General features: G+C 69.3%; 11 protein-coding genes. 9 read left to right on the forward strand and 2 right to left on the reverse strand.

Going from position 1 to position 13793, the window contains the following annotated elements:
* Positions 1–21: 21 nt before the first annotated feature.
* Positions 22–597, forward strand: a complete 576-nt coding sequence (locus ABGB08_RS19080) for a hypothetical protein (protein ID WP_347592042.1) — start codon at positions 22–24, stop codon at positions 595–597.
* Positions 598–683: 86 nt separating this feature from the next.
* On the opposite strand, the gene tnpB is transcribed toward ABGB08_RS19080, so the two are convergent.
* A complete protein-coding gene (gene tnpB, locus ABGB08_RS19085; RefSeq protein ID WP_347592044.1) occupies positions 684–2078 on the reverse strand; it encodes an IS607 family element RNA-guided endonuclease TnpB in 1395 nt (464 codons plus the stop codon).
* A 530-nt stretch (positions 2079–2608) separates the two neighbouring features.
* On the opposite strand from tnpB, the gene ABGB08_RS19090 reads away from it, so the two are divergent.
* The 3 genes from ABGB08_RS19090 to ABGB08_RS19100 all read left to right on the forward strand — a co-directional run bounded on the left by ABGB08_RS19090 (position 2609) and on the right by ABGB08_RS19100 (position 6305).
* Entirely contained in the window at positions 2609–3952 is a 1344-nt protein-coding gene (locus ABGB08_RS19090) for a trypsin-like peptidase domain-containing protein (RefSeq protein WP_347592046.1), read from the forward strand.
* 358 nt (positions 3953–4310) lie between these two features.
* The gene (locus tag ABGB08_RS19095) at positions 4311–5549 is read left to right on the forward strand and encodes a pentapeptide repeat-containing protein (RefSeq protein WP_347592048.1); all 1239 of its coding nucleotides are present in this window, start codon (positions 4311–4313) and stop codon (positions 5547–5549) included.
* Positions 5550–5630: 81 nt separating this feature from the next.
* The gene (locus tag ABGB08_RS19100) at positions 5631–6305 is read left to right on the forward strand and encodes a permease prefix domain 1-containing protein (RefSeq protein ID WP_347592050.1); all 675 of its coding nucleotides are present in this window, start codon (positions 5631–5633) and stop codon (positions 6303–6305) included.
* Here ABGB08_RS19100 and ABGB08_RS19105 read toward each other — a convergent pair.
* Positions 6277–6612: a helix-turn-helix transcriptional regulator gene (locus tag ABGB08_RS19105; protein WP_155354184.1), complete on the reverse strand. Its 336-nt coding sequence runs from the start codon at positions 6610–6612 to the stop codon at positions 6277–6279. The genes ABGB08_RS19100 and ABGB08_RS19105 overlap by 29 nt on opposite strands.
* A 78-nt stretch (positions 6613–6690) precedes the next feature.
* Between ABGB08_RS19105 and ABGB08_RS19110 the strand changes: the two genes are divergently transcribed.
* The 5 genes from ABGB08_RS19110 (at position 6691) to trxA (ending at position 13530) form a co-directional block, all read left to right on the forward strand.
* Entirely contained in the window at positions 6691–7857 is a 1167-nt protein-coding gene (locus tag ABGB08_RS19110) for a cytochrome ubiquinol oxidase subunit I (protein WP_347592052.1), read from the forward strand.
* A 10-nt stretch (positions 7858–7867) separates the two neighbouring features.
* Positions 7868–8602 carry a cytochrome d ubiquinol oxidase subunit II gene (locus ABGB08_RS19115; RefSeq protein WP_347592054.1) on the forward strand — a complete coding sequence of 245 codons (735 nt, stop codon included), beginning with the start codon at positions 7868–7870 and terminating at the stop codon, positions 8600–8602.
* Positions 8603–8615: 13 nt separating this feature from the next.
* Positions 8616–10250, forward strand: a complete 1635-nt coding sequence (gene cydD / locus ABGB08_RS19120; protein ID WP_347592056.1) for a thiol reductant ABC exporter subunit CydD — start codon at positions 8616–8618, stop codon at positions 10248–10250.
* Positions 10251–10590: 340 nt separating this feature from the next.
* On the forward strand, positions 10591–12279 hold the full coding sequence (gene cydC / locus ABGB08_RS19125; protein WP_347592058.1) for a thiol reductant ABC exporter subunit CydC: 1689 nt from the start codon (positions 10591–10593) through the stop codon (positions 12277–12279).
* Between the two features lie 885 nt (positions 12280–13164).
* Positions 13165–13530 carry a thioredoxin gene (gene trxA, locus ABGB08_RS19130; protein ID WP_155354181.1) on the forward strand — a complete coding sequence of 122 codons (366 nt, stop codon included), beginning with the start codon at positions 13165–13167 and terminating at the stop codon, positions 13528–13530.
* Positions 13531–13793: the final 263 nt, after the last annotated feature.

Below are 13793 nucleotides of genomic sequence, written 5' to 3' on the forward strand. Positions count from 1 at the left end.
TCCTTCCCGAGAGGACCCGCAATGCGATTCATCAAGAAGTTCGCGGTGAGCGCGGTCGCAGCCGCTGCGCTCATCGGGGGCGCGCTGCTTTCGCCGGCTTCGGCGAACGCGGCCGTGCCCTACTTCGACGGCCCCTGGGGCCCCTACTTCTCCTCCGACAACAAGGCTGAGGCCAGCGGCTTCGTTTCGGTCGAGAAGCACAAGACCAAGAAGTGGTACTGGGACAAGAAGAAGGTCCTGGTCAAGGACTGCTACTGGAAGCACGGCGAGAAGAAGTGCGACTGGAAGTACGTCTGGAAGAAGTTCAAGGCCTGGAAGTGGGTGGACGAGTACAAGTTCACCGTGAAGGGCAAGCTCGTCAACCACGCCTGGGACGACCACCACAAGAAGTACCGCTGCGCGTGGGCGACCTTCAAGATCGAGCCGTTCTCCGGCCCGACCTACTTCAAGAGGTTCAAGAACTGCCACGAGGACCCGAAGCACTTCTGGTTCAGCGGTAAGAACGCCGAGCACATCTCGGTCAAGGTTTCCCGCGGCGACCACTGGGGCCCGAAGGGCTTCTTCGGTCCCTGGGGCACCGTGTACGACCACGTCTGATCCCCTCGTCAGGCCATGTGACAAGCAGTGAAGACGGCTCGCGCTCCCTCTCCCGCGCGGGCCGTATCGCCCACTACAAGTGCCGTTCACTGGGTTTCAGTGTTTCTCAGTGATCCGTCCATTACTGGGCGGAGGTCCCCGTCTGATCTGGGCCGTGCCCGGTGCGGGGTAGACGTTTCACAGCCACCAGCCCCGGCAGGCGGGGTCTTATGGTCGGCTCCACGTCCGTTTGGCGTCTCCGGGCCACTCCCGGCGACGGTGTGCTCGACGGTCTGCTTCACCAAGGAAGCCAGATTGAGCGCCGCGTTCACGTCCCGGTCCAGGACCAAGCCGCAGGCGGCGCAGGCGAAGGCGCGTTCGGAGAGGGCGAGTTTGGCTTTCACCGCGCCGCACCCGGAACACGTCTTGCTGGAGGCGAACCAGCGGCCTGCCACCATCAGTCGGCCACCGCCCCACTCGGTCTTGTAGGCGAGTTGGCGGCGGATCTCGCCGAACCCGGCGTCGGAGATCGCGCGGGCCAGCCGCCGGTTCTTCACCATCCCGGCGATGTGGAGGTCTTCGACCACGAGAGTGCCGTACTCGCCCGCCAGCGTCGTGGTGAGTTTGTGGATGGCATCGCGGCGCAGTGTGGCCACCCGGTGATGGATCCGGTTGCGGGCGGCATTGGCCCTTTGCCATCGGCCGGACGGCTGCTGCCCGCTGCGCCGGTCGGGGCCTTGTTTGCGGGAGACCGCGCGGGACAGGCGGCGGAGTTTTCGGGATGCGGCGGCTAGGTGTCTGGGGTTGGCGGTGGGCGGGCGGCCGTCGGAGTAGACGGCCAGGGTCTTGACGCCCAAGTCCACCCCGACCACGGCCTCTGGTCGCGCGGGGATTACCTCGGCGCGTTCGACTTGGACGGAGAAGGACACCAGCCAGCGCCCGGCTTCTAGGCGGACGGTGGCCGAGCGGATCCGCGCGGTGCCCGCCTCGATCCGGCGGGCCAGCTTACGGGTGGACTCGTGGGTTTTGATCCGGCCCAGCAGTGGCAGCACCACGTGGGTGCGGCCGTGCAGGCGGATCGTTCCGGTGGTGAAGCGCACCGACATGGCCTTCTTGCGTTTGGACCGGAATCGGGGGAAGCCCACCTTCGGGCCCTTACGAGTGCCTTTGCGGGACTCGTTCCAGTTCGTCAACGCGGTGGCGAGCCGGTCCAGGCCGCAGGCGTAGGCCTCTTTGGAGTTCTCCGCCCACCACGGCGCGACCTGCTGTTTGGCCCCGTTCCAGGCTTTGCGCAGCGAGAACATCGACCAGGACAGCGGCGGGGTCAGCTGGGCGTCAGGGATGCCGTAGGAGCGTTCGGCCTCGCGCTGGCTCAGGTTGGCTTTGACCCGCGCCAGGCCCCAGTTGAAGGCCAGGCGGGCGGCGCCGCAGTGGGAGCGGAGCGCGCGTTCCTGGCGTGGGGTGGGGTCGAGTGCGTATCGGTAGGCGTGGACGACCCGCATTAACCCTCCCCGGCCATGGCAAACCTATGTAAACCCATGGTGAACAAGTGACTACAGTCTATCAGGGTGGTCTGACCGGCGGCCATCCGAGCAAGAACAGGCGTGCGCCCGTCTGGGATCACTTGGCGCATCCTCGACGACCGGTCCAAACGATCCGAGGGGTTCCCGCAACCCATCAAGGTTGGCGTAGCCGTGCTGCGGCCCACCGACCGACTCACGCCTGGCGAGCCGGTCACCCCCACCAGGCCCAGGAAACCGAAAACGGACTGATAACCGCTGAGGTGCCGCGCAGCAGTTCGTACCCCAGGAGCGTGGACTTCCGGGCCGAGCTGCCGCGCCACCCGACGGGCAAACTTTTCAAGCGGATTCTTCGCGCCGAGTACTGGCCACCCGAACAGCGCGGATAAGGATTCTGTACGGCTTTCGCGAGGTCAGCGGGTTGATCGCTTAGCCGGGCCTTATCGCGGCTTTGTCATCGTAGAGGAGTACCGGCGGACAGCCGGGGGCTTCTGTAAGGGGATGGCACACACATGAACGCTGACGAGCCGCGCGAGCAGACTCCGGGTTCTCCGGCGAACGCTGCGCACGAGACCGGAACCCCGGACGACCCGGGAGCTACCGGGCAGACCGAGGTCCTGAACACGCAGGGGTGGAGTCAGTTCGGGGACCGTCCTCCGGCGACCGGGGAGTTCCGCTCCGGCAACACCGCCGTCTTCACGGTCCCGCCCCCTCCGCCGCCCCCACCCGCAGGGGCCGCGGACAAACCATCCGGAAGCGGGATCAAGAAGGGCGCCGCGGTCCTCGCACTCGCCGCCATGGCACTGGGCGGCGGGGTCGCGGGGGCCCTCGTCACCAACGCCATCTCCGGCCCGCAGACCGTGATCTCCAGCCCCGTGGTCAACTCGGGCTCGTCCACCGGGACCACGATCGCCGACGTCGCCCGCCGGGTGCAGCCCTCGGTCGTGATGATCACCGTCACCTCGCAGACGGGCGGCGGCGAGGGATCCGGCGTCATCCTCTCCGACGACGGGCTCATCCTCACCAACAACCACGTCGTCACGGGCGCGGGCGACAACGCCCAGCTCAGCGTCAAGTTCAGCGACGGCCGCACCGCACAGGCGACCCTGGTCGGCACCGACCCGACCACCGACATCGCGGTCATCCGCGCCCAGGACGTGTCCGGCCTCACCAAGGCCTCCCTCGGCGACAGCGACCGCCTCCAGGTCGGCGACTCGGTGCTGGCGATCGGCAGCCCGCTCGGCCTGGAAGGCTCGGTCACCGCGGGCATCATCAGCGCCCTCGACCGTACGGTCACCTCCGGTGGCGGCCAGCCCGAGCAGCAGATGCCGCCCGGATGGGGCCAGCTCCAGCGCTCCCAGGAGGAGCCGACCACCATCGGCGGCATGATCCAGACCGACGCCGCGATCAACCCCGGCAACTCGGGCGGCGCCCTGGTCAACGCCGCCGGCCAGGTCATCGGCGTCAACACCGCGATCGCCACCTCCGGCGGCAACGGCAACATCGGCGTCGGCTTCGCCATCCCGATCACCACCGCCAAGCAGGTCGCCGAACAACTGATCAACACCGGCAAGGCCGTCCACGTCTACCTGGGCGTCAGCGTCAGCGACGCCACCGGCGACACCCCCGGCGCCCTCGTCGGCCCCGTCACCCCCGACAGCCCCGCCGCCAAGGCCGGCCTCCAGCAGGGCGACATCATCACCAAGATCGACGACACCCCCATCGACGCCGGCGAAACCGTCGTCGGCATCATCCGCGGCCACCAGCCCGGCGACAAAATCACCCTCACCTACATCCGCAACGGCCAGCCCACCACGGTCACCGTCTCCCTAGAGGAAAAGACCGCCACCAACTGACCCCAACCCAGATCGGCCGCGCCACTCGGGAGGCGCGGCCGATCCGCGTTCCCGCTGTCGTGGCGTACACGACAAGCTGCCCAGCATGAAGGGGAATTACGGCGGAGAAGGCCGGAATCATACGGGATAACGCACCCGTGATCCGCGGCGTGAAGGCGCTTGATCACGACGTCTCGTCCCATCGGTGGCCTAAAACGGAAATAGCAGCATATTTGGCACTTCGTGCTGAAGCTCGCAGGAAGAAATAGCGGGGTCTGCCGTGGCAGGCGGTGCTTATTCTTCGCCCGGGCGTGGAAGTGGCGGTGATAAGGCGCCTCCGAAGGGAGCGGGGGAGTCACTTCTGGGTATGCCTTTGGATATGAGGCATCTGCTGTCCTGGAGCGTGTGCGCGACAAGTGCCGACTGCATAGGGGTGGCGTGGCAGCCTTACGGGCGTTGCCTGTGTCATCTGGACGCCGATGAGCTGGGGGAGTGCCTCCAGCGTCTCTTTCCCGGGCAGGCGGTGGACCTGCGCGGCACCGTGATCACCGGCGAGTTGCTCGCCCGGATCCTGGCCGCCACCCGCAATACGATCGGCCGGGCCAGATTCGACCAGGCCAGATTCCTGTCCGCCGTCCGCTTCGGCGACGCCACGTTCACCGGCGACGCCTCCTTCGACGGCGCCCGCTTCGACGGCCTCGCCTCGTTCTTCGGCACCAGCTTCGGCGGCAACGCCAGCTTCCACCGGGTCCGCTTCGCCCGCGAATTCTCCCTGTATGGCTCCCGCGTGCGCGGCCACCTCTCGCTCGACGAGGCGGTGGTCACCAGCGACGCGCTGTTCGGCGAGGCGTGCCTGGGCTCGGCGTCGTTCCGCAGAGCCGAGTTCCACGGGTTCGCGTCATTCGACCGGACCCGTTTCCATGGGGACGCCACCTTCCGGGGCGCGCGCTTCTGGCGGGCGGTGTCGTTCCGGCGGACCGGGTTCGACGGCTCGTCCGGGTTCGAGTCGGTGCGATTCGTCGGGAAGGCGTTCCTGGCGCCGTCGGCGGTGGCCAGGCGGCTGGTGCTGACCGAGGCGCGGGCGCAGGGCGCGGTGGAGATCGACGCGAGCGGCTGCCCGGTGGTGCTGGACGGGGCCCGGGTGCTGGGGCGGCTGGTGGTCCGGCTCGGTGACGCGGACCTGGATCTGCGCGGCCTGGTCAGCCGGGGGACGTCCAGCGTGACCCGGCGCGGCGGGGAGATCCGGGTGGTGTCGGTGGACCGGCTGGACGCCGAGGAGCTGACCATCGACGGCGCCGACCTGAGCGGCTGCCACCTGCCGGGGGTGGTCGGGCCCGAGCGGCTGCGGCTGCGGGACTGCGTGTTCGCGAGCACGCCGCGCGGCGGCCACCAGCTGCGGCTCAGCTGGCCGCCCCGCTGGCCCTTTCGTCGCGAGGACCGCGAGAAAGGGACGTCGCGGTTACGAATGATCAAGGTCACCTGGTTCGGGCTGGTGGCCGTGGTGACGGTGGCCGCGCTGGTGCTGTCGGCCACGCCGCAGCCGAGCTCGCGCCGCCCGATCGGGCACCGGCCCACCGTGCCGCCGGTGGCCACCCAGCACGACGGGCTGCACGGCTGAGCATGAGGGTTCCCCGAGGCCGGGGTCAGGGTTCACCCTGATGCCGCCCGGCCGCGGGAACGCGTAGCCTGTCAGGCGACCATGGAGACTTTAACCGCCGCAGAGACCGTCGAGGGGTATGTCGCCCGGCTGGGCCGTACCCTGCACGGGCCTGGGCGGTTGAAGCGGGACCTGCTCGCGGAGGCGCGCGACGGCCTGCTCGACGCCGCCGAGGCCTACCAGGCCGGCGGGCTCGACCGGGAGCGCGCCGAGCGGCTCGCGGTCGAGGAGTTCGGGCCGATCGACGTGATCGCGCCTGGCTATCAGGAGGAGCTCACCGCCGGCCAGGGCCGCAGGACGGCGGCGGTGCTGTTCATCACCGTGCCGCTCACCGCGCTCATGTGGTCGCTGATCTGGCAGGTCTTCCCGGCGGCCGCGACGGCGGCCAAGCCCGGCTGGTTCGGCGGGGTCGCGGTCACCGTCGACTACCTGCAGTTCGGCACCGGGATCCTGAGCGGCCTCGTCCTGTACGGCTTGCGCCGCGGCCGCCGCCCGCGCGTGCTGACCCGCTCGCTCGGGCTGCTCGTGATCGGGCAGATGCCGGTGCTGGCCGTGCTGTGCGGAGGGCTGATCTGGGGTTCGCAGCACGCGGTGAACATGGCGGCGTACCCGCCTGGAACGGTGGCGACCTTACTCAGCGTGGCGCTGTGGGGGTGGCAGCTGTGGTGCGCGGCGCGCTGCCTGAGTGTCAGCTCGAAGGTTCGCGCGAGGGATTGAGCACGCTGCCGATCACGCTGGTGAAGGAGGTCCAGGCGGACCTCTCGCCCGCCAGTTCGGCGCGGCCCGCGCCGGTCAGGCGGTAGGTGCGGCGTCTGCGGCCGCCGACGGTGGCCCACTCGCTGGCCAGGTAGCCCGCGCGCTCCAACCGGCGCAGGGCGGGATAGATCGTTCCGGTGGGCAGGTCGAGCACGCCGCCGCTGCGGTCACGCAGCGCCTCGATGATCGCGTAGCCGTGCTGCGGCTCGTGTTCGAGCACCGAGAGGAGCAGGGCGTCCAGATGCCCGCGGAGCGCGTCGGCGTTCACGCCTTTACCTTATCCGGATTCGTCATGTAGCCAGTCTACATGTAGGCTCCCTATATGTAGCCACACATAAGGAGCCTCATGGACGTTCTTGACCTGGCCCGGCTGCAGTTCGCCGTGACAGGAAGCCTGCACTTCCTGTTCGTGGCGCTGACGCTCGGCCTGGCCCCCCTCGTTGCGATCATGAACACCCGCTACGTGCGCACCGGCAACCCCGAACACGAGCGGATGACCCGGTTCTGGGGTCAGATCTATGTCACCAACTACGCGCTCGGCATCGTCACCGGCCTGGTGATGGAGTTCCAGTTCGGGATGAGCTGGAGCGGGCTGTCGCATTACGCGGGCGACGTGTTCGGCGCGCCGCTGGCCATCGAGACGCTGGTCGCGTTCTTCCTTGAGTCGACCTTCCTGGGGCTGTGGATCTTCGGATGGCACCGGCTGCCGAAACGGCTCCATCTGGCCTGCATCTGGCTGGTGGCGCTGACCGCGTACGCGTCGGCGTTCTGGATCATGGTGGCCAACTCCTTCCTGCAGAACCCCGCCGGGGCGACCGTTCAGGGCGACCGGCTGGCGCTCACCGACTTCGGGGCGTTGCTCGGCAATCCGACGCTGGTGATGGCGCTGCCGCACGTGCTCGCCGCCGGGCTGCTGACCGCGGGGTGCGTGGTGATGGGGGCGAGTGCGTACCAGCTGTTCCGGCGGACCGCGGAACGGGCGTTCTTCACGACCTCGCTGCGGATCGGCGTGGTGACGGCCTTCGTGGGCGGGTTCCTCACGGTCGGCTTCGGATACGCCCAGTTCGAGTTCGTCAAGCCGGTTCAGCCGGACAAATGGTCTGCGAACGCGCTCGCCGGAATCGGGCTCGGCAGCATGCAGACGATCGGCGAGACGCTGCAGCTGATCACCTTTCTGCTGCTGGTGTGCGTCAAGTGGCTGCCGCGCTGGCGGTGGGCCCAGCCGGTGCTGATGCTGCTCACGCCGCTGCCGTTCATCGCCTTGGTGCTCGGCTGGATCGCCCGCGAGGAGGGCCGCCAGCCCTGGCTCATCTACGGCAAGCTCACCGTCGCCGACGCGCTCACCCCCGGGCTGACCGCGGGGCAGATCACGCTGTCGTTCCTCGCCTTCGTCGGGGTGCTCGGCATGCTGGCCGTCGTCGACTACCTGCTGATCGCCCGCCTGATCCGGCGCGGTCCCGCCGTGGTCGCGCTGGGCGAGCAGCCGGCCCCCCAACCCGTCCTGACTTTCTGAAGGAGCTGTCGTGGAGATCCTCTGGTTCGGGATTCTCGCCGTCCTGCTGGCCGGCTACTTCGCCCTGGAGGGCTTCGACATCGGGGTCGGGCTGCTGCTGCCCTTCACCGGGGAGCGCGACCGGGCGGTGGGGGCGATCGCGCCGTTCGTGCTGGCCAACGAGGTGTGGCTGGTCGGGCTCGCGGGCGTGCTGTTCGGGGCCTTCCCGGTGCTGGAAGGGGAGGTGCTGAGCGGGCTCTACCCGGTGGTGGTGGGGTTGCTGGTGTCGTGGATCGTCCGGGACGCGGGGCTGTGGTTCCGGCGCAGGCTGGACGGGAGCGGCTGGCGGTCGTTCTGGACGGGGGCGGTCGCGGCGGGGTCGCTGGGGCTGGCGCTGTCCTGGGGCGGCGTGATCGCGGGGATCACCGGGGCGCCCGCGCTGCTGGGCGTGGCGTACGGGGTGGTGGTCGCGCTGGTGTTCGCGTTCCACGGGTGGACGTTCCTGGCGTGGCGGCTGCCGGGGGAGGCGGTGGCGCAGGGCGCGAGCCGTACCGGCCGGGGGCTGGTGCTGTCGGCGGCCGTGGCCGTCGCGCCGGTGGTGGCGCCGCTGACGGTCCTGGCCTCTGACGTGCTCGGCCAGGCCGCCCCGTCGGCGACACTGTCGGTGCTGAGCCTTATGGTGTTGCCAGTTGTTCCCCTCATGGTGGGCGCGCAGATCTGGGTCTGGCGCGTGTTCCGCAGGGGCGCCGTTCCGACGTTCTTCTAACCTCGGGGGGATCGTGCACCGGGATCTGATGCGGGTGCTGCCGCGGCGGCACCTGGCGGTCTGCCTGGGCGCCGCGATCGTGGCCGGGCTGCTGGTGCTGGTGCAGGCCGAACTGCTGGCCGGGGTGCTGTCCGGGCGGTTCGCGGTGGGCGCGCTGCTGCCGCTGGCGCTGGTGATCGGGCTGCGCGGGGCGCTCGGCTGGGCGCAGGGCGTCGCGGCCGGGCGCACCGCGAGCGGGGTGAAGTCGCTGCTGCGGCATCGGCTGCTGTCCCGGTTCCAGGACATGAGCCCGGCCGAGCATCGCTCGGGTGAGCTGGTCACGCTCACCGGGCGGGGTCTGGACGCGCTCGATCCCTATCTGACGGGATATCTGCCGTCGGTGGCGGTGGCCGCGGTGGTGCCGGTGGCGGTGCTGATCCGGCTCTTCGTGGCGGATCTGGCGACGGCGATCATCGTGCTGCTGACGCTGCCGCTGATTCCGATCTTCGGGGCGCTGGTCGGGATGACCACCAAGGCGGTGACCGAGCGGCAGTGGCGGGCGCTGGCGCGGCTGGGCGGCCATTTCCTCGACGTGGTGCGCGGGCTGCCGACGCTGCGCGCGTTCGGGCGGGCGCGCTACCAGGCGTCGGTGATCCGCGACGTGGCCGATCAGCACCGGTCGGCGACCATGCGCACGCTGCGGGTGGCGTTCCTGTCGTCGCTGGTGCTGGAACTGGTCGCGTCGTTGTCGCTGGCGCTGGTGGCGGTGCCGGTGGGGTTGCGGCTGCTGTCGGGGTCGCTGGATCTGAGCACGGCGCTGCTGGTGCTGCTGCTGGCGCCGGAGGCGTATCTGCCGTTGCGGGCGATGGGGACCCGGTTCCACGCCGCGATGGAAGGGGTGACGGCCGCCGACCAGGCGTTCGCGCTGCTGGGCGAGGAACGTGCGGGGGAGTCCGGGCGGCTGACGGCCCCCGAGGGCGTGCCGGAGATCCGGCTGGAGTCGGTGACCGTGCGGTATCCCGGGCGGGAGGACGCGGCCCTGACCGATGTGTCCCTGGTGATCGAAGCGGGGGAGCGGGTCGCCCTGGTAGGTCCGAGCGGGGCGGGCAAGAGCACGCTGCTCCACCTGCTGCTCGGTTTCGTCACCCCCTCGTCCGGCCGGGTGCTGGTCGGCGGCGTCGACCTGGCCGACCTCGACCTGGACGCCTGGCGTCGCCGCCTCGCCTTCGTGCCACAGCGCCCCCACCTGTTCGCCACCTCGGTCGCCGACAACATCCGGCTCGGCTCGGCCGCCTCCCCCGACCAGATCCGTACGGCGTCCGCCGCCGCGCAGGCCGCCGAGTTCGTCGAAACCCTGCCGGAGGGCTACGACACGGTTCTCGGCGAACGCGGCGCCAACCTGTCCGCCGGGCAACGCCAGCGTGTCGCCCTGGCCCGCGCCTTCTGCCGCCCCGACGCCGAGGTCCTCCTCCTGGACGAACCCACCGCCCGCCTCGACGGCCGAAGCGAAGCCGCCGTCCTCGACTCCACCCGCCACCTCGCCGAAGGCCGCACCGCCGTGATCGTGGCCCACCGCCCCGCCATGATCGACCTCGCCGACCGCGTGATCCGCATAACCGACGGCGCGATCACCGAAGACCACGCACGCCCCGTAGGAGGCCTACGGTGACCAGCGCATCCCCGGCCAGCCAGACGGCGGACAATCTGATGGGTTCTCCCGTTCCTGGGAGGTTTGCGTTGATTACCGCATCCTCGGCTAGCCGGATTGCGGGTAATCCGGCGGGTTCTCCCGTTCCTGGGAGGTTTGCGTTGATTACCGCACTCTCAGCTAGCCGGATTGCGGGTAATCCGGCGGGTTCTCCCGTTCCTGGGAGGTCTGCGTTGATCACCGCATCCTCGGCCAGCCGGATTGCGGGTAATCCGGCGGGTTCTCCCGTTCCTGGGAGGTGTGCGGCGATCACCGCATCCCCGGCCAGAGTGCGGACAGTCCTCTTTCTGGGGGGATTCCGATGAGCGGGTTGATTCCGAGTGGGCTGAATCGGCGGCTGGTCGTCGCCGCGTTGGCCGGTTCTGCGGCCGATCTGGCTGGGCTTGGGCTGATTGCCTCCGCCGCGTGGCTGATCACCAGGGCCGCTGAGCAGCCGCCGTTGGCCGCGCTTTCTGTGGCGATCGTCGGGGTGCGCGCGTTCGCGACCAGCAGGGGGGTCTTCCGTTACGCGGAGCGGCTCGCCGGGCATGACGTCGCGCTGCGTGCTCAGGCGGCGACCCGGGAGCGGCTCTATGAGGCGTTGATCCCGTCCGGTCCGCTCAGCCATCGTGGCGCGGATCTGCTCAGCCGCATGGTGGACGACACCGACGCGGTCCAGGATCTGCTGGTCCGGTGCCTGCTGCCCGCTATCGCCGCTCTCGTCACCGGTGCGGCGGCTGTGGTGATCGCGCTCTTCCTGCTGCCGGCGGCGGCCTTCGCGCTGCTGGCTGGCCTCGTGATCGCCGGGGTTCTGCTGCCGCTCGGCACGGCCGCCGCCTCCCGCCGCTGGTCGGCCCGGCTGGCTCCGGCCCGCGCCGACCTGGCCGCGCGCGTCGCCGATCTGGTGCACGGGTCCGCCGACCTCGCCGCGTACGGCGCGAAGGGGGAGGCACTGGCCGCGGGGATGTCGGCGGACGACCGTCTCGCGGCCCTCGAACGCCGCCAGTCCCGGGTGAGTGCCACCGCGTTGCTGACCGGGGTTCTCACCCAGGGCCTCACCGTCGTCGCCATCGTCTGGATCTGCCAGGCCACCGGGACCGGCTCGGTGGCGACGGCCGTCCTGGCCCTGATGTCCCTGGTCGCCTTCGAACCCGTGCTTCCCCTGGCCGCGGCCGGAGAGCGCCTCACCGGCGTCCTCGCCGCCCTGCGCCGTCTCACCGATCTTCGCTCTCTCCCGGCGGCCGTGACCGAACCTGCCGTCCCCGCTGCCACCCCGTCGGGACCGCTCACCATCGAGATCTCCAACCTGGTGGTGCGGCACGGCGAAGCCCGGCCCGCTCTCAACGGGGTGAGCCTTACCCTCACTCCCGGGCGCCGCGTCGCCATCGTGGGCCCGAGCGGAGCCGGAAAGAGCACCCTGCTCTCCGCCCTGATGTGCACCGTCGACTACGAATCCGGAAATATCACCATCAACGAGGTCGAGGCGAGGGACCTCCCCTCCGAAACCGTCCGCCACCTCATGACCGGTCTCACCCAGGACCCCTACGTCTTCCAGACATCCTTCAAGGACAACCTCCGCCTCGCCGGCCCCGAAGCCTCAGACGAGGAGCTCGCCCACGCCGTCCAGGCCGCCCACCTGGACACCTGGGCCGACCGCACCGGCTGGGACACCTCCCTGGGCGAGGACGGCCGCACCCTCTCCGGCGGCCAACTCCAACGCCTCGCCCTGGCCCGGGCCATCCTCTACAACCCACCCGTCCTCCTCCTCGACGAACCCGCCGAAGCCCTGGACGAACAGACCGCCGCCGCCCTGATGGCCGACCTCCTGGACGCCACCCACGGCCGCACCACCCTCCTCATCACCCACCGCCTGCGCGGCCTGGAAGCGGTAGACGAAATCCTCGTCCTGGAAGACGGCCAGATCACCCAACGCGGCACCCACGCCGACCTCACCACAACCGACGGCTACTACCGCACCCTCTGGCAATCCGAAGCCATGCTCCACACCTAACGCGGCCGCCACGCAATGCTCACCGCTCCCGTCCGCCGCGTAGGCCATGCTTCGCACGTGACGCAGGCAACCACCAGTGGTCCCGCTCCCGCTGGTGCGTAGGCCATGCTCCACGCCTGACGCGTGCCATTGCGTGCATCTGGACCGGCGGTCCGACCAGAGTCCGTTGGCCTGAACCCGGTGGTCCCGCTCCCGCTGGTGCGTAGGCCATGCTCCACGCCTGACGCGTGCCATTGCGCGCATCTGGACCGGCGGTCCGACCAGAGTCCATTGGCCTGAACCCGGAGGTGCCAGCTACCACCGGGTCCGGCTGCCACCCGGTCCGGCCGCCGATGGGCGTCCCCGGCCATCACCGGGAGCGCCCGTCACCCTATGGGGCGCCTAACAGAATGAGCAGATCGTTTGCTTGCTCGCCGTTATCCGGCACCGTTCACGCAGGTGGTGCTTCTCGCCGCACCGGCGCCAAGAGCGGCTGCGGGCATTCTGGCCGGAAATGACGAACTCAGAAAGGTGCCTCGCAGAAGCTCTGGCGTCGGCGGGCAATCCGTCCCAATTTCCACGCCTTCGGCGTCACCGGAAGGGGCAGGGTGGTCCCTGTAGCAGCGGCTCCCGCGCGTGATGGGGAGCGGACTGTGTAGCGGTGCCTTCTGCGCATGACGGGAAGCGGACTGTCGTGATTGGAAGCGGACTGTTAGGTGTTAGCCGAGCTGGGTGATTCGGGGTGGTTTGAGGGTGGACAGGATCTCATCGCTGCAGGAGCACGAGCCGCATCCGGGGAACATGGCCTCTCCTCATCTAGGGTTCTCTCCTTGGAGTCTGACGCGAGAAGGCTTGGAATGCTGGGCGTGGGCACATGGTTGTGTCCGATGAAGAAGGGAGTCGTGTGTGGCGACGATCGAGGTAACCGAGAAGAACTTCAACGAGATCGCGGACAGCGGGATCGTCTTGCTCGACTTCTGGGCGGCGTGGTGTGGGCCCTGCCGGACGTTCGGGCCGATCTTCGAGAAGGCGTCCGAGCAGCACGCGGACATCACGTTCGGCAAGATCGACACGGAGGCGCAGCCCGCGCTGGCGCAGGGTTTCGACATCACCGCGATTCCCACCATCATGGCGGTCCGGGATGGCATCGTGGTGTTCTCCCAGCCGGGAGCCCTGCCGGGGGCGGCGCTCGAGGATCTGATCAAGCAGTTGCGGGCACTGGACATGGACGCGATCCGCGCTGAGATCAACTCCGAGCTGAAGCCGAGCTAGGAAAACGAAACAGGGCCTCCCAGCGGAGGCCCTGTTCGTTGTTGGAGTTCATGGCATCCAACACAATGAGCAGGTCGCTCAGTTGCTCGCCGTTATCCGGCGCCGTTCACGCTGGCGGTGGTTCTCGCCGCACCGGCGCTAGGCCCGTTTTCCGTAGGTGGGGATGATTGGGGCATCTTCGGCGCGGCTTGTTGATCGTGGCAGTCCGAGCCGGTAGTTCCTGAGCCTCGTGAGACAACCAGCGCAGTTCGGCGGCCCGAGTG

Source organism: Acrocarpospora sp. B8E8 (assembly GCF_039871605.1).
Classification (GTDB): domain Bacteria; phylum Actinomycetota; class Actinomycetes; order Streptosporangiales; family Streptosporangiaceae; genus Acrocarpospora; species Acrocarpospora macrocephala.

Excerpts from the sequence above, each read along its gene's own strand:
- ABGB08_RS19090 (WP_347592046.1), top strand. The coding sequence starts at position 2,609 with ATGAACGCTGACGAGCCGCGCGAGCAGACTCCGGGTTCTCCGGCGAAC.
- tnpB (WP_347592044.1), bottom strand. The coding sequence starts at position 2,078 with ATGCGGGTCGTCCACGCCTACCGATACGCACTCGACCCCACCCCACGC.
- ABGB08_RS19095 (WP_347592048.1), top strand. The coding sequence starts at position 4,311 with ATGAGGCATCTGCTGTCCTGGAGCGTGTGCGCGACAAGTGCCGACTGC.
- ABGB08_RS19100 (WP_347592050.1), top strand. The coding sequence starts at position 5,631 with ATGGAGACTTTAACCGCCGCAGAGACCGTCGAGGGGTATGTCGCCCGG.
- ABGB08_RS19110 (WP_347592052.1), top strand. The coding sequence starts at position 6,691 with ATGGACGTTCTTGACCTGGCCCGGCTGCAGTTCGCCGTGACAGGAAGC.
- cydC (WP_347592058.1), top strand. The coding sequence starts at position 10,591 with ATGAGCGGGTTGATTCCGAGTGGGCTGAATCGGCGGCTGGTCGTCGCC.
- ABGB08_RS19080 (WP_347592042.1), top strand. The coding sequence starts at position 22 with ATGCGATTCATCAAGAAGTTCGCGGTGAGCGCGGTCGCAGCCGCTGCG.